The 17,203-nt window shown below is 62.4% G+C and carries 18 protein-coding genes and 2 tRNA genes; 14 read left to right on the forward strand and 6 right to left on the reverse strand.

Translation table 11 applies throughout. The annotated features are described in order from the left end of the window. The first annotated feature begins 133 nt into the window (after window positions 1–133). The 4 genes from B2246_RS04340 to B2246_RS04355 all read left to right on the forward strand — a co-directional run bounded on the left by B2246_RS04340 (window position 134) and on the right by B2246_RS04355 (window position 4,722). The gene (locus B2246_RS04340) at window positions 134–1,069 is read left to right on the forward strand and encodes a YicC/YloC family endoribonuclease (RefSeq protein ID WP_008647044.1); all 936 of its coding nucleotides are present in this window, start codon (window positions 134–136) and stop codon (window positions 1,067–1,069) included. Window positions 1,070–1,073: 4 nt separating this feature from the next. Then, window positions 1,074–1,724 carry a guanylate kinase gene (gene gmk, locus B2246_RS04345; RefSeq protein WP_008647042.1) on the forward strand — a complete coding sequence of 217 codons (651 nt, stop codon included), beginning with the start codon at window positions 1,074–1,076 and terminating at the stop codon, window positions 1,722–1,724. An 84-nt stretch (window positions 1,725–1,808) separates the two neighbouring features. Beyond that, window positions 1,809–2,012, forward strand: a complete 204-nt coding sequence (gene rpoZ / locus B2246_RS04350; protein ID WP_006578656.1) for a DNA-directed RNA polymerase subunit omega — start codon at window positions 1,809–1,811, stop codon at window positions 2,010–2,012. 289 nt (window positions 2,013–2,301) lie between these two features. Next, the gene (locus tag B2246_RS04355; RefSeq protein ID WP_035881694.1) at window positions 2,302–4,722 is read left to right on the forward strand and encodes a RelA/SpoT family protein; all 2,421 of its coding nucleotides are present in this window, start codon (window positions 2,302–2,304) and stop codon (window positions 4,720–4,722) included. Here B2246_RS04355 and greB read toward each other — a convergent pair. Continuing rightward, the gene (gene greB, locus B2246_RS04360; protein ID WP_008649726.1) at window positions 4,719–5,279 is read right to left on the reverse strand and encodes a transcription elongation factor GreB; all 561 of its coding nucleotides are present in this window, start codon (window positions 5,277–5,279) and stop codon (window positions 4,719–4,721) included. The two genes, B2246_RS04355 and greB, sit on opposite strands and share 4 nt — an antisense overlap. A 124-nt stretch (window positions 5,280–5,403) precedes the next feature. On the opposite strand from greB, the gene B2246_RS04365 reads away from it, so the two are divergent. The 4 genes from B2246_RS04365 (at window position 5,404) to B2246_RS04380 (ending at window position 6,531) form a co-directional block, all read left to right on the forward strand. Then, window positions 5,404–5,480, forward strand: a tRNA-Arg gene (locus B2246_RS04365). A 197-nt stretch (window positions 5,481–5,677) separates the two neighbouring features. Next, complete coding sequence (locus tag B2246_RS04370) at window positions 5,678–5,944, forward strand: hypothetical protein (protein ID WP_008649729.1); 267 nt, start codon at window positions 5,678–5,680, stop codon at window positions 5,942–5,944. Window positions 5,945–6,107: 163 nt separating this feature from the next. After that, window positions 6,108–6,347 (forward strand): hypothetical protein, encoded by a 240-nt coding sequence (locus B2246_RS04375; protein WP_008649731.1) that lies wholly within the window; start codon window positions 6,108–6,110, stop codon window positions 6,345–6,347. A gap of 107 nt (window positions 6,348–6,454) precedes the next feature. Further along, window positions 6,455–6,531 (forward strand) — tRNA-Met (locus tag B2246_RS04380). 178 nt (window positions 6,532–6,709) lie between these two features. Here the strand turns inward: B2246_RS04380 and B2246_RS04385 are convergent. Next, window positions 6,710–6,970, reverse strand: a complete 261-nt coding sequence (locus tag B2246_RS04385) for a hypothetical protein (RefSeq protein WP_008649733.1) — start codon at window positions 6,968–6,970, stop codon at window positions 6,710–6,712. A gap of 50 nt (window positions 6,971–7,020) precedes the next feature. Continuing rightward, window positions 7,021–7,311: a hypothetical protein gene (locus B2246_RS04390; RefSeq protein ID WP_008649735.1), complete on the reverse strand. Its 291-nt coding sequence runs from the start codon at window positions 7,309–7,311 to the stop codon at window positions 7,021–7,023. Between the two features lie 244 nt (window positions 7,312–7,555). Here B2246_RS04390 and B2246_RS04395 point away from each other — a divergent pair, with 244 nt between their 5' ends. From B2246_RS04395 to lpxO, 3 genes are all read left to right on the forward strand, one after another. Then, a complete protein-coding gene (locus tag B2246_RS04395) occupies window positions 7,556–8,968 on the forward strand; it encodes a DUF2252 domain-containing protein (protein ID WP_186426400.1) in 1,413 nt (470 codons plus the stop codon). A gap of 26 nt (window positions 8,969–8,994) precedes the next feature. Continuing rightward, complete coding sequence (locus tag B2246_RS04400) at window positions 8,995–9,306, forward strand: hypothetical protein (RefSeq protein ID WP_008649737.1); 312 nt, start codon at window positions 8,995–8,997, stop codon at window positions 9,304–9,306. A gap of 120 nt (window positions 9,307–9,426) precedes the next feature. Beyond that, entirely contained in the window at window positions 9,427–10,329 is a 903-nt protein-coding gene (lpxO, locus tag B2246_RS04405; protein WP_008649738.1) for a lipid A hydroxylase LpxO, read from the forward strand. A gap of 59 nt (window positions 10,330–10,388) precedes the next feature. On the opposite strand, the gene B2246_RS04410 is transcribed toward lpxO, so the two are convergent. Further along, complete coding sequence (locus B2246_RS04410; RefSeq protein WP_017513105.1) at window positions 10,389–11,867, reverse strand: sensor domain-containing diguanylate cyclase; 1,479 nt, start codon at window positions 11,865–11,867, stop codon at window positions 10,389–10,391. Window positions 11,868–11,981: 114 nt separating this feature from the next. Next, window positions 11,982–13,445 (reverse strand): PLP-dependent aminotransferase family protein, encoded by a 1,464-nt coding sequence (locus B2246_RS04415; protein WP_051705319.1) that lies wholly within the window; start codon window positions 13,443–13,445, stop codon window positions 11,982–11,984. Window positions 13,446–13,623: 178 nt separating this feature from the next. Here B2246_RS04415 and B2246_RS04420 point away from each other — a divergent pair, with 178 nt between their 5' ends. From B2246_RS04420 to B2246_RS04430, 3 genes are read left to right on the forward strand one after another with little or no spacing between them, the layout of a single operon-like run. Continuing rightward, window positions 13,624–14,043: a hypothetical protein gene (locus tag B2246_RS04420; protein ID WP_008649741.1), complete on the forward strand. Its 420-nt coding sequence runs from the start codon at window positions 13,624–13,626 to the stop codon at window positions 14,041–14,043. Further along, complete coding sequence (locus B2246_RS04425; RefSeq protein WP_008649742.1) at window positions 14,027–15,646, forward strand: NAD(P)/FAD-dependent oxidoreductase; 1,620 nt, start codon at window positions 14,027–14,029, stop codon at window positions 15,644–15,646. The genes B2246_RS04420 and B2246_RS04425 overlap by 17 nt, the downstream gene beginning before the upstream one ends. Continuing rightward, the gene (locus B2246_RS04430; RefSeq protein WP_286879834.1) at window positions 15,643–16,236 is read left to right on the forward strand and encodes a DUF1415 domain-containing protein; all 594 of its coding nucleotides are present in this window, start codon (window positions 15,643–15,645) and stop codon (window positions 16,234–16,236) included. Before B2246_RS04425 ends, B2246_RS04430 begins: the two co-directional genes overlap by 4 nt. Window positions 16,237–16,284: 48 nt before the next feature. Here B2246_RS04430 and B2246_RS04435 read toward each other — a convergent pair whose 3' ends face one another. After that, window positions 16,285–17,115 carry a class I SAM-dependent methyltransferase gene (locus B2246_RS04435; protein ID WP_008649744.1) on the reverse strand — a complete coding sequence of 277 codons (831 nt, stop codon included), beginning with the start codon at window positions 17,113–17,115 and terminating at the stop codon, window positions 16,285–16,287. Between the last annotated feature and the right edge of the window lie 88 nt (window positions 17,116–17,203).

A 17,203-nucleotide genomic window follows, 5' to 3' on the forward strand; every position in this document is an offset into this window, starting at 1 on the left:
TCCGCGTTTTTCTGCCTCTGTTTTCTGTTGATTTTTCAGGCGATCCGCCTGCCCCCGATCCTTTCGGGGAGCCGGTCGCCGCGCCTTACCCGGCGTTTTTCGATTATTCGATTTTTTCGCGAGATTACCGACGATGATCCACAGCATGACAGGCTATGGCCTGGCCACGGGCCAGGCACCGCTCACCAACGCCCAGGGCGAACCGAGTGGCCGTACCGCGTCGGTTTCGGTGGAGTTCCGCACTGTCAACTCGCGCTTCCTCGACCTGCTGTTCCGTGCGCCGGAAGAGTGTCGCGCCTTCGAGCCGGCCCTGCGCGAGATGCTGATGGGCGAGCTGTCGCGTGGCAAGCTGGAGTGCCGCATCAACCTCCAGCGCACCGATACCGGCGGCGCCACGCTGGCGCTGAACCAGACGCTGCTCGATCAGATCCGTGCGCTCGAAGCCACCGTCGGGGCAACGTTTGCTTCGGCCGGCACGATGCGCATGGGCGAAATCCTGCGCTGGCCGGGCGTGCTGGTGGAACCCGAGTTGTCGCAGGAAGCCCTGCGCGATGCCGTGATGGGCGCCGCCCGCGAAGCGCTGAACCAGCTTCTGGAAGCCCGCCGCCGTGAAGGCGCGGCGCTCAAGGCCACGCTGGAGGAGCGGATCGACGCCATGCTGGCGATTGTCGAGCGCCTGACGCCGATGATTCCGCAGTTGATCGCCCACCACCAGGAAAAGTTGACCGAACGCCTGAAGGAGGCTTTCAACCTGGTCGCGCCGAACGGCATGCCGTCGATGAGCCGCGACGAGATTGCCGAGCGCATCCGCCAGGAAGCCACGGTCTACGGCATCCGCATCGACATCGCCGAAGAACTGGCGCGCCTGCAGACCCATCTCAACGAAACCCGGCATATCCTGAAGAAGGGTGGCCAGGTCGGTAAGCGGCTGGACTTCATGATGCAGGAGCTCAACCGCGAAGCGAACACGCTCGGCTCGAAAGCCGCCGCGAAGGAACTTGCCGATGCCTCGATGGAGCTCAAGCTCCTGATCGAGCAGATGCGCGAGCAGATTCAAAACCTCGAATAAGATCATGAGCGAAACGACCCACACCGCCATCGATACCGCCTATCCGGGCAACCTGTTCATGGTGGTGGCCCCGTCCGGGGCCGGCAAATCCACGCTGGTCAACGCGCTGCTGGCGCAGGACAAGGCAATCCGCCTGTCGATCTCGCACACCACGCGCGGTCCGCGTCCCGGTGAGCAGAACGGCCGCGAGTACCACTTCATCTCCGTGGACGAGTTCCGCGCCGCGCGAGATCGGGGCGAATTCCTGGAGTGGGCGGAAGTGCACGGCAATTACTACGCCACGTCCCGCGTCTGGATCGAGCAGCAGATGGCCCAGGGCACCGACGTGCTGCTGGAGATCGACTGGCAGGGCGCGCAGCAGGTACACAAGCGGTTTTCGAACGCTGTCGAGATCTTCATCCTGCCGCCGTCGCTGACGGCGCTGGAAGAACGCCTCAAGAAGCGGGGTCAGGACGAGCCCAATGTGATCGTCCGCCGCCTGCTTGCCGCGGGTAGTGAGATGTCGCATGCATCGGAGTCCGATTACGTGATCATCAACGAGGTATTCGATGACGCGTTGAAGCAGCTGCAGAACGTCGTTCACGCGACCCGTTTGCGCTTTTCGTCGCAGAAAGCACGACATGCCGAGTTGTTCATCGAGCTCGGAATTCACTAAAGCAAGCGCGTGGCCGGAAGGTTCCGGCCGCGTGCTGTAAAATACCGGCCTGTCGAACAGGTTTCATCCCAAGGTGGATTTGATATGGCGCGTATTACCGTCGAAGATTGTCTGAAACACATCCCGAACCGCTTCGAGCTCGCTCTCGCCGCGACGTACCGTGCACGTCAGCTCGTGCAGGGTCACACGCCCAAGGTCGAGGCAAAGGACAAGCCCACCGTGGTGGCGCTCCGCGAGATCGCATCGGGCCAGGTTGGCATCGAGATGCTGAAGAAGGTACCGACCTGATTGCCGGGACGGCCTGTGGTTCATCGTCGCTTCGCATATATGCGCTTTCAGCCGCGCGTTCCGCTGAATGACAGGGGCCGTCCCCATGACTTTCCCGCCGCCCGATCCTGCCGTTGCTCCGCCCGCCGAACCGGCGTCGCGGGCTCCGCATGGCCGGCCGGCGACCAGCGGGCAGTCCGCCTCCGCCACGACAGTGGGTTCCGGAGCGCCGCTGCCGGCTTCCTCCGCACTGGCGTCCACACCATCGCAAGCCGGACCGACCGGACGTAAGCGTCCAGGACAATCCACTGTGACTGCCCGTACCGGTGCTCCCAATCTTCCCGATCCGCTCGGCGACAACGTCGTCGGCGAGCGTTCCGTCGTACCCCCGATTCAGCAGGGCAAGTCACGCACCGCGTTGACCAACGAGCTCAATGCCGAGCCTGTGGCGGGCACGGTGCCCGCGGCTCCCGGTGGCGATCTGTTCATCGACGCCGTGCTGGCGCAATCTTATCGGCACTTTTTCGGGCCGACCTCGCAGCCGGCGGTGCCGCCGCGCCAACAGGTCATCTCGATCACGCGGCTGATGGAGAAGCTCGTGTACCTGAAGCCTGCCGATCAGGCTCTGGTGCGCGAAGCATTCCAGTTTTCCGACGAGGCCCACCTGGGCCAGTACCGGCAAAGCGGGGAACCGTACATCACGCACCCGGTGGCGGTGGCCGAGCTTTGCGCCGACTGGAAGCTCGATGTGCAATCCATCATGGCGGCGCTGCTGCACGACGTGATGGAGGACCAGGGCATCACGAAGAGCGAACTGGCCGAGAAATTCGGTCCGAAGGTCTCCGAACTCGTAGATGGTCTGACCAAGCTGGACAAGCTCGAATTCCAGAGCCGGGAGCAGGCGCAGGCGGAGAGCTTCCGCAAGATGCTGCTGGCGATGGCGCGCGACGTGCGGGTGATTCTGGTCAAGCTGGCCGATCGCACGCACAACATGCGCACGCTCGATTTCGTGCCGCCCGAGAAGCGGCGACGGATCGCGCTGGAGACCATGGAGATCTACGCGCCGATCGCACATCGGCTGGGTCTCAATACGATCTATCGCGAGCTGCAGGAACTGTCGTTCAAGGTCGGCTCGCCATTCCGCTACGCCACGCTCGAGAAAGCCGTGAAGGCCGCGCGCGGCAACCGGCGCGAAGTGGTCAAGCGGATTCTTGAAGCCGCCCAGTCCGCGCTGGCCGGGGCCGGCATCGTGGCGGAACTGTCGGGCCGCGAGAAGACGCTCTACAGCATCTATCGCAAGATGCACGACAAGCAGTTGTCGTTCTCGCAGGTACTCGATGTCTACGGTTTCCGCGTGGTCGTGGAAACGCAGATGCACTGCTACATGGCGATGGGCGCGCTGCACGGCCTCTACAAGCCGATGCCGGGCAAGTTCAAGGACTACATCGCCATTCCGAAGATCAACGGCTACCAGTCGCTACACACGACGCTGGTGGGCCCGTTCGGTACACCCGTGGAGTTCCAGATCCGCACCCGTGGGATGCACCAGATCGCCGAGGCCGGCGTGGCTGCGCACTGGATGTACAAGCACCAGGCGGACCATGCCAACGATATCCAGCAGCAGGCGCACCAGTGGCTGCAGTCGCTGCTCGATATCCAGAGCCAGACCGGCGATTCGCAGGAATTCCTCGAACACGTCAAGATCGATCTGTTCCCGGACGCCGTGTATGTGTTCACGCCGAAGGGGCATATTCGCGCGCTGCCTCGCGGCGCGACGGCACTCGACTTTGCCTACGCAGTCCACAGCGATCTGGGCAACCAGTGTGTGGCGGTCAAGATCAACAACGAGCTTCTGCCGTTGCGCACGGAGCTCAAGAGTGGCGACATCGTCGAGGTCGTGACGGCGCCGTACTCAAAGCCGAATCCGTCATGGCTGGCGTTCGTGCGCACGGGCAAGGCACGCGCGGCGATTCGCCACTACCTGAAGACTACCAAGCTCGACGAGGCGATCCAGCTCGGCGAGCGCCTGCTCGAACAATCAGCGCGCCAGCTCGGCATCGAACTCAAGGCGGTGCCGCAGTCGGTCTGGGATCGCATGATCCAGTGGACAGGCAACAAGCTCAAGGAAGACATCTTCGCCGACCTCGCGCTGGGACGCCGTGTGCCCGCAGTGGTCGCGCGCCGGATGGAAATCCTGCTGCAGGAACTGTCGGGAGATGTCGACAGCGCGTTGCTGGCAGCCGTCCAGACGTTCGCGGGCGAAGACGCGCCGGCCGTGCCGATTACCGGCGACGAAGGCATGTCGATGATCTTCTCGGCCTGCTGCCGTCCGATCCCCGGCGATTCGATCGTCGGCTACCTCGGCAAGGGTGAAGGGCTGCAGATCCACGTGCAGGATTGCAAGGTGGCCAAGCGGCTGCACAGCAAGGACCCGGAGCACTGGATCGAGGTGATGTGGGCCAAGAAGACGACGCGCGCCTTCGACGTGTCGATCAAGATCATGGTCCGCAACGTCAAGGGTATCGTGGCCCGCGTGGCTGCGGACCTGACCTCCGCAGATGCCAACGTCGCGCACGTGGCGATGGAACCGCAGCAGGGCGGCCATCAGGAGGCTACCTACATGCAGTTCGTGATCCAGGTACAGAACCGCCTGCACCTGGCCAACGTCATGCGGGCGCTGCGACGCAACCCTGATGTGATCCGAATCTTCCGCGACCGCAACGACGGCTAAGACTTCTGCGGGTAGCGGACTTCCAGAATATCGATCTGTTCGATGCCGGCCGGTGTGCGAAGCGGCACCGTGTCGCCCTCGCGCGCCTTGATCAGCGCCTTGGCGATCGGCGAAATCCAGCTTACGTGATTGCTGTCGAGATCGACCTCGTCCATGCCTACGATCGTGATCGTCGTTTCCTCGCCTGACTGATTGGCATAGGTGACCGTGGCGCCGAAGAAGATCTGATCGTTGTCGCCCTGCATCGAAGGATCGACGACTTCGGCCTTGTCCAGGCGACGGGTGAGGAAGCGAATGCGGCGGTCGATTTCGCGCAGGCGCTTCTTGCCGTAGAGATAGTCGCCATTCTCGGAGCGGTCGCCGTTCGAGGCGGCCCACGACACGATCTGCACGATGTCCGGACGCTCCACGTCGATCAGGTGCATCAATTCGTCGCGCAAGCGCTTGTAGCCTGCGGCGGTGATGTAGTTCTTGGTGCCGGCGGGCAGCGGGGTCGCGCCTTCGGGAAGATCTTCGTCGTCATCGTTCGACGACTCTTTGACAAAAGCCTTGTTCATGGTCCGGATCACTTCATCGGGTTCTCATTATAGGAAGTTGCGACTGCCGAACCCTTCACATGAAAAAAATGCACGAAGGGGGTTCACAAAACTGAAAACTTCTATATAATCTCTTTTCTCGGTTGCGGCTGTAGCTCAGTTGGATAGAGTACTTGGCTACGAACCAAGGGGTCGTGGGTTCGAATCCTGCCAGCCGCGCCAACCTATACGAGAAAAGGGCTTCCAGAAATGGAAGCCCTTTTTTCATTTGCGCATTCGGCGCAATCTTCATCTTCTCCTCCCGTACTTCCCAGGCTCTCGCGCCTATCCTTTCTCCAGTGGTGGATCTTCGAATCGGAACGCATCGCGGCGGACCGGCTCCAGTTTCATATCGTCAGGACCGTCGAGGGAGGCAGCATATGCAGCAGCAAGCAGAAGAGTGGCGAGTGGAAGGTTATCGCGGCATGGATGCGTATGTGCTGGTGACGGAAGGCGCGGATGCTGCGGGAAGGCGCTGCTGGGGCTATGAGGTCCGCGTAGGTCAGGAGGGGATGGATCCTTCAGATGCCGGCGATACCGAACTCCTGTCATGTGCTCCATCCTTCGTCACGCGCCATGCGGCGGAGGTTGCCGCATTCAGTGCGGCATATGCCCTGATCGACAAGTTGATTGGGCCGATGCGCTGAGTCCGGCAGTAGCGGGCCAGCCATTGCGATACACGCAATGACGCATATCAAGCCGAATCCGGCATCGTTTGATCGCGATCATTTTTGCTTCCGGGGATGACTCCTAGCCTGAATGTGAGGCGCGCCAGTACGTGCGCGTCAGCAGCAGAGAAGGGAGTTCACCATGCCCGAGTACGATGGATTCAAGATCATCTACGAGGTAGTTGCCTTGCCGAGGGGCAAGTGGGCCATCATGATCGAAATCATTCGCCGTGAGGATGGCGAGGTGTTGATGGCATTGCACAACCCGTTCCCGCGCCAGCCGTTTGATACCAGGCTGGAAGCGCTGGATAACGTGAATCGCTATGTCGATGCCACGATCAACGAGTTCGAGGCCGCATCGCGTGCGAGCCGCGCCGCATAGGTGCATCGGGGAGGCGATGCTGGTGCCGTTCGCGCGGTCATTCTTCGGATTGGTGCAGGAAAGGCTTGCGATGCTCGTGCAATTGCGTCATAATCTCCTTCTTCAGACGCGGGGTGGAGCAGTCTGGCAGCTCGTCGGGCTCATAACCCGAAGGTCGCAGGTTCAAATCCTGCCCCCGCAACCAAGACCTTTATGTCTTGGGTCTAAGTCCTCAAGTTGTTCATCGGCCGTCCGGCCAACGTTTCCCAGTTATACGAATTGAAGTTGAGTGCGCGTAAGCGCGGCACTTTTTCGTGCGCCGTGTTCGCATGTGCTGCGTAGAAGCTTGTGTCGTGCTCGTGTGTCGGAAGGGAGCTAGCAGCCTAGCCCTGAATCAGCGAAGCAGCCATGGCGAAGGTGTCGCGTACTTGAGGCTGATCCTCGCGATCAGCAGCGTCAATGCGATCTCTCAATCGCGACGTCAGCACTTCGAGGTTGCCGCCGGAGCAATGTCGTTTTGCCTCATGCATGAGCTGCGTGAGTTCCTGACCCACATCCGCCCCATCAAACGCACTGACGGACAGCGCCGAGATGCGCTCGAGGTAGTTGTTGACCAGCGCTTCGTCATGCTTCGGTTCAGGCATGGCAACTCCTTGTCGAGCGATTGAGAAACGCCTCGGCGCCGGTCAACGAGTTACCGGTCGCGCAGCAGACGCTCCGGTATCGTGGCGCGTCGGCGCACGGGTTTCAGCGCGCGGTTCGGCCACAGAACATAGTTGGTGTGCGGGTCCATGGGCTTGCCGAAGTAGGAGACCCATACCTGCACACCTTGTTCGGTTTCGGCAACGATCGCAGCGACCGCGCGGGCCGCGGCGGAAGGGGACTTAAGCAGGTCCGACAGCGCTTCGACGCCTTGGACCACATGATGCTTGACCCCTTTGAACCACACGTATTGACGCATGGCAGCAAGAAAACTTTTGGTCATGAAATTCTGATGTTCTCGTTGGCAATGCGAAACTCAGACCACAGCTTACACGGATAGTTGTGACAGATTTGTAGGGGCCCGTCTGATTTTCTGCGGGCGATCAAGGGAATGTGACGCTAAGGCACTTTCATGGAGGCTGTACCCAGTGTGGGGCGCCAAATTGACAAGCCGTCGGCGTTCGCTTAGCGTGGTTGCATATGCTGCACAAATCAGAAATGTCGTAACGCCCAGACATGGAGGATGTGTGGAAAACGTGGCAGAAGTCGAAGAACGCCGCGCGCGCGGCAAGGCCCTGCGGCAGAAAGTGCAGCGCCGTGATCATGCAGTGATTGGCAACGTCGACCGCGATCCGATTTCGTTGCTGGAAGAGAGCAGCGCTGGTCGCGTCTCACGCCTCATCCCCCTGCGTTACGGGCGAATGATCGCTTCGCCTTTCACGTTCTATCGCGGCAGCGCGATCATCCAGGCGCACGATCTGGCCGGAACGCCGAACTCATCGCTCACGATGCAGATCTGCGGCGACTGCCACCTGATGAATTTTGGCGGCTTTGCCACACCCGAGCGCGCGCTACTGTTCGACGTCAATGATTTCGACGAAACCAGCCCGGGACCATGGGAGTGGGACCTGAAGCGCCTGGCCGCAAGTTTTGTCGTTGCCGCACGCCATCTTCGCCACGGCGCCACTGCCGCCGACAACATGGTCTACCAGGTCGCCAACAGCTACCGTGACCGTATGGCCGAGTATGCGGAGATGGCCATTCTCGATACCTGGTACGACCGCATTACCTTCGAGCGCCTGCTCGAATCCGCGGTCAACCCGGAAGTGCAGAAGCGCATCCGGCGCGCGATGGAGAGGGCCGCGGCGCGAACCCATGAATCGCTGTTGCCAAAGCTTACCGAGCACGATGGGGACCGCTGGCGCATTCTCGATGCGCCGCCTGCGGTGTTCCATGTCCATGGCGCGCAAACGCTGTTCGAGGCCGACGATGACTGGCTCAGCATCGAGGATCCGTCCAAGCTGATCGACCAATCCTTCAGCGACTACAAGTCGACGCTTGCGGCCGACCGGCGCCGGCTGCTCGACCATTTCAAGCTGCAGGACATGGCTTTCAAAGTGGTCGGCGTTGGCAGCGTCGGCACGCGTTGCCTGATCCTGTTGCTGATCGATGGCCACGGCAAGCCGTTGTTCCTGCAGGTCAAGGAGGCTACCAAGTCGGTGGTCGCGCGCTACTTCAAGTCGGCGGCGGTGTCGCACGAAGGCCGCCGTGTCGTGGACGGGCAGCGTCTGATGCAGGCGGCCAGTGACCTGTTTCTCGGTTGGTCGAAGGGGCCGTTCGGACGCCATTTCTATATCCGCCAGTTGCGCGACATGAAGTTCTCGGTCGATATCGAACTCATGGACGCCGATCTGCTGGCGACCTACGGCCAGGTGTGCGGCTGGGTGCTGGCGCGCGCCCATGCCAAGGCCAGCGGACACGCCGCCGAGATCAGCGGGTATCTCGGCGCCAGCGACCGCATGGCCGAGTCCCTGATCGCCTATTCGAACGCTTACGCCGATCAGGTGGAACGGGATTACGATCTGTTCGTGAAGGCCTGTCGCTCCGGGCGCCTTGAAGCACGTACAGATGTCGACATGGCTGCAGATTTCCGCGTGTGACGATCGCTTGCCAGAGGAGGTTGCCGATGACCGAACAGATGCTGCTGCAACTGATGGTGGAGGTGGAGAAGGCCGATCCCATCGATTACGCAAACCTGCCGTTCGACGATGAAGCCCTGCGGGCGATGGCCTGCAAACTGATCGCCGAGCGTTCCACCGAACTCGAGACTTCCGGCATGTCGCATGAGGCGCTGCTGGCCACGCTTTGGGCGTCTACCGCCAAGCTCGTGCTCGAGAACATCGTGCTTAATGCCAGGCTGCTTACCCTGCAGGGCAAGTCGGATGACGCGCGAGTGCTGATCGACAGGATCTCCCGCCAGTCGCGAGGCAAGTCCTGAGTGCTCGCGGGCAGATAAAAGAGTTGCCTGAATCACACGGGTGCACCGGGATCGCCGATTCGCTAAAATAGCGCGTTTCCCGCCCGGCACTCGGGCGGCGTCTGTCCTGGAGGATTTCGGGTGATCAAGTGGATTATCGTCGCGGCCTATCTGGGTGCCATCCTGTATGTGCACTTCCGCGGCAAGGTACGTCTGCCTTTTATGCGCCAGTTGCTGGATCATTCAGCGCTGGTCGCGCCCTTTAACTGCTTCATGTACATCTTCTCCGGTGTGCCGCGCACGCCGTACATTCCGGTCGAGCGGTTTCCCGATCTGGAGAAGATCCGTTCGGCCTGGCCGCAGATTCGTGACGAAGGCCTGGCGCTGATCGCGATGCGCAAGATCAAGGCTGCCGACAAGAACGATGACGCCGGATTCAATTCGTTCTTCAAGTACGGCTGGAAGCGCTTCTACCTGAAGTGGTACGAAGCCCAGCACCCGTCGGCGGAAGCGCTGTGCCCCAACACGGTCGCACTGCTGCGCGATATGCCATCGGTCAAGGCCGCGATGTTTGCCGAGCTGCCGCCCGGCGGCAAGCTCAATCCGCACCGTGATCCATTCGCCGGATCGCTGCGCTATCACCTGGGCCTGGCCACGCCGAATGACGATCGCTGCTTCATCGAGGTAGATGGCGAGCGGCATAGCTGGCGTGACGGGCAGGGTGTGGTGTTCGATGAAACGTACCTGCACTGGGCCGAGAACAAGAGCGAGACCGATCGCCTGATCCTGTTCTGCGATATCGAGCGGCCGATGCGCTATCGCTGGGCTGCTGCGGTCAACCATTGGTTGGGGCGCAAGGTGATGACCGCCGCGAGTTCGCCGAACGACGAAAACGACCAGACCGGCATGATCAACAAGCTGTTCCGCTTTGTCTGGCTCGGCGGTCAGTACCGTCGCCGCTTCAAGGCCTGGAACAAGAACCTGTACTACGTGACCAAGTTTGGCCTGATCATCGGTGGCGTCGCGTTGATCGTGTTTATCTGAGTGACGTGCCTCGCTGCAAACGAAAATGAAAAAGCCGGCTTAGCCGGCTTTTTTCGTACTCAGTCGTTCTGCGTCGCGCGTTCGTTGCCCAGCGCCTCGTAGTAGGCGCGCTTGGCGTCGTACATCCGTCTGTCCGCAGTTTTCACGGCATCGGTCAGGCGGTCGCCCTGCATGCAGGTGGCCGACCCGATCGAGAATGACAGCCGCGCGCCGGGATAGAACTGGTTGTTGAGGACGACCACCTCTTCGATCTGCTCCACTACCGTCGCGGCACCCCGCTCGTCGCGCCCGGGAAGCAGCACCATGAACTCGTCGCCACCGGTGCGCGCAATGCAAGCCTGTTCGCCCACGGCTTTCTTCAGCACTTCTCCAGTACGGCGTAGCAGGCCGTCGCCATCCCCGTGGCCGAACTGATCGTTCACGGCCTTCAGTCCATTCAGGTCCACCGCGATCACGCTGACCGGCCACGGCCCCTTGCGGCCCAGTCGCGCCAGTTCATCCTCGTAGTACGCGCGGTTGTAGAGTTTGGTCAGCACGTCGTGCTTGCCGAGGAACTCGACGTAGGCTTCGGCCTTCTTGCGTGCCGTGATGTCGGTCAGCGACACCAGCACCTGGTCCCAGTCAGCCTCTCGCCCCGGAAACACCGACCACTGCATGAACACGTCCACCGGGCGGCCGTCCAGCGCGTAGTTGATGACTTCGCGCTGTTGCCAGAGCTTTTCATGCCAGAGGTCGACCAGTTGCTCGGCAAAGTGGATGCGCATGTCGTCGCGAAACACGTCGCCGAGTCGCGACAGCAGGATTTCCTTGCTGGGTGCGCCGAACATCGCCAGCGTCTGCTGGTTGACGTCGAGCACGCGGATCTCCTGCATGCAGCGCGAGACGAAATCGGGGTGCACGTTCAGGAACGTGCGGAAATCCGTGATCCCCGCCGCGCGGACTTCGTCGAGCAGCATCTTGACCACGCTGAAGTCTTCCACCCAGAGCGATACCGGTGAATGCTCGAACAGGCCCACGGCGTACTGCTGGGCCCGCCGCAGGTCACGTTCGTTGCGCACGCGGGCCGTGATGTCCTCGATCGACAGCAGCACACGCGACCAGTCGTCCTCGTGCCCAGGCATGACGCGGGCCTCCAGACGGATGTCGAGTCGCTCGCCGTCGAGCGTGTAGTTGACGGTCTGGCTCGAGAAACGATTATCGCCGTCCCACAGTTGTCCGAGTTCCTCGACGTGTTGATCGAACATGTCGTCGCGAAACACGGTGTGGAGGTTGGCAACCAGCGTATCCAGATCGGCGGCGCGGAAGAGGTCCAGCGTCCGGCGGTTGACGTCGAGCACGCGAATCAGAGAAGAGCACCGTGCCACTTCCGAGGGGTTGTCGCGCAGGTGGCGGCGCAGATTGGTGACGCCATCGGCCCGCAACTGCGTGAAGGCCTGCCGCACCGCGCTGAAATCCTCCAGCCACAGCGAAACGGGCGCTAGCTGGAACAGCGTTCGATAGTCATCGTCGAGCCGCGAAGCGGCGGGTCCTTGCGCCAATTTTTTCTCCCCATTTTTTGTGTTCGGCGTATCGCGCAATAGGATAGGCGAGCGTGCCCGAATCGGGGAAGAAATCTCGCAAGAACGATGCCGGCGTCGGCATCGGCGCCACGTTCAGGCGGCCATGCGCCGAACCACGCCCGCCACGGTATCGAGCGCGCGCTCGATTTCCGGAGATCTGGGAATGCCGCAGTTCAGCCGCAGGTAGTGATTGAATCGATTCGAGTTCGAGAACATGGCGCCTGGCATCACCCGGATGCCCTCGGCCAGCGCCTGTTCGAAGACCGCTTCCGACGAGATCGACTGGGGCATTTCCACCCAAAGATGCAGTCCGCCGCGCGGCAGCGTCAGGCGGGTACCCGACGGGAAGGTGGCTGCGATCCTCTGGGCCATCCATTCGCGCTGGGTTCGCAACTGGGTGCGCAGGCGACGCAGGTGACGCTCGAATGCCCCCGTGCCCATGAACTCGGCCACGGCGATCTGCGTCAGCATCTCGTTCGGGCGCGACAGGCCGAACTTGAGCATCTCCACGCGCGCCTGCCACTTGCCCGCCGTGATCCAGCCGAGTCGCATGCCGGGTGCCAGGATCTTGTGGAGTGACCCGCAGTAGATCACGGAGCCCGTTGTGTCCCATGCCTTGGCGGCCGTCAGCGGCACCTCGTCGTCGAAGGTGGCCGAGCAGCAGTCGTCTTCGATCAGCGTGAGGCCGCGTGTGGCGCACCAGTTCACTAGGCGCTGTTTGTGTGTGTCCGGCATGACGCAGCCGAGTGGATTCTGCAGGTTCGGCACCACGCAGACGGCCTTGATGTTGTCGTAGGTCTGGGCAGCCAGATCCAGCGCCTCGAGCGACATGCCGGTCTGCGGGCTGCAAGGAATCTCGAGCGCGCGCATTCCCAGGCTTTCGAGAATCTGCAGCAGGCCGTAGTACGTCGGCGATTCCACGGCGATGACATCGCCGGGGTTGGCCACGGCCCGCAGGGCCAGCGTCAGGGCTTCGGTGCAGCCGTGTGTGACCACGATGTCCTCGGGCGCGACGTTGATCCGCGCGCGCAACGCGTGCCTGGCCAATGCCGCGCGAAACGCGGGGTGGCCGTCGAAGTCGACCGAACTGCCAAAGAGCATCGGGTATCGCCGCAGTGCCCGCGTGGCGGCATTGCGCAACGCGGCCGCCGGATACAGCTCCGGCGCCCCGCAGGCACCGCCGAAGTTGATCCGGTAATGCTGGCCGCGCGCCAGGATTGCGGAGATGCGCTGGTGGATGCCGACGTACTGCGCGGGGTCCGGCAATCCGGTGGCTGGCTCCTCGATCGGGGCCAGCGAGGGCCGCGCGGGAGCACGCACGAAATAGCCCGAGCGCGGCCGCGCTTCGAGCAGGCCGGCCGCCTCAAGCTCGCGGCAGGCCTGGAGCGCCGTGGACAAGCTCACGTCGTGCAGCCCCATCAGCGAACGCACGGACGGCATCCGGTCACCCGGCGCCAGCGTGCCCACCGAAATCGCCTGCCGATAATGGCCCGCCACCTGCTGGTAGAGCGGGGCGGAGGACTGAGGCGATGCGGCGGGGGCGAGGTTGGCGGTCATGGGGGCATCTTCGCGCGATGGGGCGAAGTGGAACAGATACAGATGCGGTGTCTCTGTATCGTAACAGGGCGCAAGTTTGACATCTGTTCTGGTTGCGCTCGCGATGGCTTGTGCCTGTTGGCAAGGCGGGCGGCTCGGTAGCCTTGTTTGCATGATTTTGCGACCCAGGAGCCACGCCATGTCATTCATCAAGCCCGCCGAATCTACCGAATCGACCGAACTTCCCGGACCCGTTTCCCGCACTATCCGGCTCGCTGCCGGCCAGTGCTTTTTCGAGCACCTGTCAGCCGGCACGATCGTGCATGTCGAGGGCGGGGGCATTGTCGTGACCACCGCGCCACGCTGGCTGGCCAGCGATATCAGCCAGGCCGTGCACACGCTGTATGCCGGGGACGTGCTTGTGATCCAAGTCACAGGTTGGACTTGCCTGGCCGCGCAGGGGGCCGCGCGCTGCCAAATCATGGTGCCGGCGCCGCGCCCAGGATGGTGGCGGCTGATAAAATCCCGCTTCGGCCGTTCTGGCTTCCTGCTGGGCAACTCCCGGCCACCAGACACCAAGGCCACAGAACCATCGGTACCCCATGCTACGTCTCAGTGAAGTCAAACTCCCGCTCGACCATACCGAAAGCGACCTGGACGCCGCCGTGCGCGCCCATCTCGCGCAGATCGGCGTCAAGGGCGACGGGCTCATCGGTTTTACCGTCTTTCGCCGCGCGCATGACGCGCGCAAGCGCGACGATATCAAGCTGACCTACATCATCGATATCGAGGTCAAGGACGAGGCGGGCGCCCTGAAGCGGATGGCTCGCAAACCGAACTGGAGCGTGACGCCGGACATGGCCTACCACTTCGTTGCCCGCGCACCCGAGGGCGGGCCGAAGTCGCGACCAGTGGTGATCGGCCTGGGCCCATGTGGCCTGCTTGCCGGCCTGATCCTGGCGCAGATGGGCTTCCGCCCGATCATTCTCGAGCGCGGCAAGGAAGTACGCGAGCGAACCAAGGACACGTTCGGACTCTGGCGCAAGAGCGTGCTGAACCCCGAGTCGAACGTGCAGTTCGGCGAAGGCGGCGCGGGCACGTTCTCCGACGGCAAGCTCTACAGCCAGATCAAGGATCCGAAGCACTACGGCCGCAAGGTGCTCGACGAGTTCGTGCGCGCGGGCGCGCCGGAGGACATCCTGTACAAGGCGCGGCCGCACATCGGCACGTTCCGGCTGGTGAGCATGGTCGAGAAGATGCGCGCGGAGATGCTGTCGCTGGGCGCCGAGATCCGCTTCGAGACGCGCGTGGACGATGTCGATATTGACAACGGCCAGGTGCGCGGGCTGAAGCTGTCCACTGGCGACTATCTGCCTTGTGACCACGTCATCCTGGCTGTGGGCCACAGCGCGCGCGACACGTTCGAGATGCTGCATGACCGAGGCGTCTTCATGGAGGCCAAGCCGTTCTCGCTGGGCTTCCGCATCGAGCATCCGCAAGGCTTGATCAACCGCAGCCGCTTCGGCAAGTTCGCCGGCAACAAGCTGCTGGGCGCTGCCGACTACAAGGTGGTTCACCACGCCAGCAATGGCCGCGCGGTGTACAGCTTCTGCATGTGCCCGGGCGGTACCGTGGTGGCCGCCGCGTCCGAGCCGGGCCGGCTCGTGACCAACGGGATGAGCCAGTACTACCGCGCCGAGCGCAATGCCAATGCCGGTATCGTCGTGGGGATCACACCCGAGGAGGACTTCCCGGGTGGCCCGCTGGCCGGGATCGCATTCCAGCGCAAGTGGGAAGAGCGTGCGTTCGCACTGGGTGGCAGCGACTATCGCGCCCCGGGGCAACTGGTTGGCGATTTCATCGCAGGGCGTGCCTCGACGGCGCTCGGCTCGGTGGAGCCGTCGTACAAGCCGGGTGTGACCCCGACCGACCTGAGCACGGCGCTGCCAGACTATGTCATCGACGCGATCCGCGAGGCGCTGCCCGAGATCGACAAGAAGATCGCAGGGTTTGCGATGCACGATGCGGTGCTGACCGGCGTGGAGACGCGCACGTCTTCTCCGCTGCGGATTCGCCGTGATCGCGAGAACTATCAGAGCATCAACGTGAAGGGGCTCTATCCCGCCGGCGAAGGTGCCGGTTATGCCGGGGGAATCTACTCGGCGGCGATCGACGGCATCGAAGTCGCCGAGGCCGTGGCCTTGAGCATCGCGAACGCATGAGCGTGAACACGACCGATCAGGCCGGGCTGGCCAATCCTGCCGACAACGATGGCATCATCGAGAACGTGCGCCACTGGTTGGCGCGCGCGGTGATCGGCCTGAACCTGTGCCCGTTTGCCAAGAGCGTGTATGTCAAGGATCAGGTCCGCTACGTGATCAGCGACGCGACGCGCGACGAGGACGTGCTGGACGATCTCGAGCGCGAGTTACGCCTGCTGGAGACGTCCGATCCGGAGAAGATCGACACGATTCTGCTGATTGTGCCGCACGCGCTGGGCGACTTCCTGGCCTACAACGACTTCCTGTATTTCGCCGATCGCCTGCTGCGTAGCCTGAAGCTCGAGGGTACGTTGCAGATTGCGAGTTTCCATCCGCGCTACCAGTTCGAGGGCACCGAGCCCGACGACATCGAGAACTACACGAATCGCGCGCCGTATCCGATCCTGCACTTGCTGCGTGAAGACAGCATCGCGCGTGCCGCCGAAGCGTTCCCGGAGGCGGAGGATATCTACGAGCGCAATATGGAAACGATGCGCCGGCTCGGCCACGCAGGCTGGCTCGAATGGATGGCTGGCAAGAGCGATCTCTGACTCGATTGCTGACGCGATCTCCGATGCGTCCTCCGACCGCAGCCCGGATCAGGGCGCGGTGAAGAATCGCTCGTTCAGTTCTTCCAGGCCGAGCGATTCCAGCACATTGTGCAAGCGCTCCGCCGGACGGCGGCGCGGCAAATCCTTGTACTGGGCGATGATCAGTTCGTTCTTCATCGAGTGTTCCCAGCCCACCAGCTCCGTCACGCTGACCTGATAGCCGTGCGCTTCAAGCTGCAGGCAGCGCAGCACGTTGGTGACCTGGCTGCCGAACTCTCGCGTGTGCAGTGGGTGGCGCCAGATTTCCGTCAGCGGATTGCCGGCCAGCAACTTGCCTTTGTGCTTGCGCAGCACGCTCGCTACCTCGGCCTGGCAGCAGGGCACCAGCACGATGTGCCGTGCCTGCTTGGCCAGCGCGAAGTGGATCGCATCGTCGGTGGCCGTATTGCACGCATGCAGGGCGGTGACGACGTCGATGGTCTGCGGCAATGCGGGCGACGTGATCGAATCGGCCACGGAGAGGTTCAGGAACGACATCCCACCGAAGCCCAGGCGGCTGGCCAGCGCCTGCGAGCTGGTCACCAGTTCCTCGCGGGTCTCGATGCCGTAGATGTGTGAGCTGTCCTTCAGGTCCTTGAAGAAGAGATCGAAGAGGATGAACCCGAGATACGACTTGCCCGCGCCGTGGTCCACCAGCGAGACCGTGCCTTTTTCGTCCTTTACCTCGCGCAGCAGTGGCTCGATGAACTGGTACAGGTGATAGACCTGCTTGAGCTTGCGGCGGCTGTCCTGATTCATCTTGCCGTCACGCGTCAGGATGTGGAGTTCCTTGAGCAGTTCGATTGACTGGCCGGGACGGACTTCGTAGGTGCTGGACATCGGGGTGGTGCCTTGGGGCGGGGACATCGGAGGGCGCTAGTTTACCGAAATTGCGCCCCCCCTACTTTTGTGGGCTCAAGTTCACACC

This window comes from Cupriavidus sp. UBA2010, assembly GCF_002335265.1.
Classification (GTDB): domain Bacteria; phylum Pseudomonadota; class Gammaproteobacteria; order Burkholderiales; family Burkholderiaceae; genus Cupriavidus; species Cupriavidus metallidurans.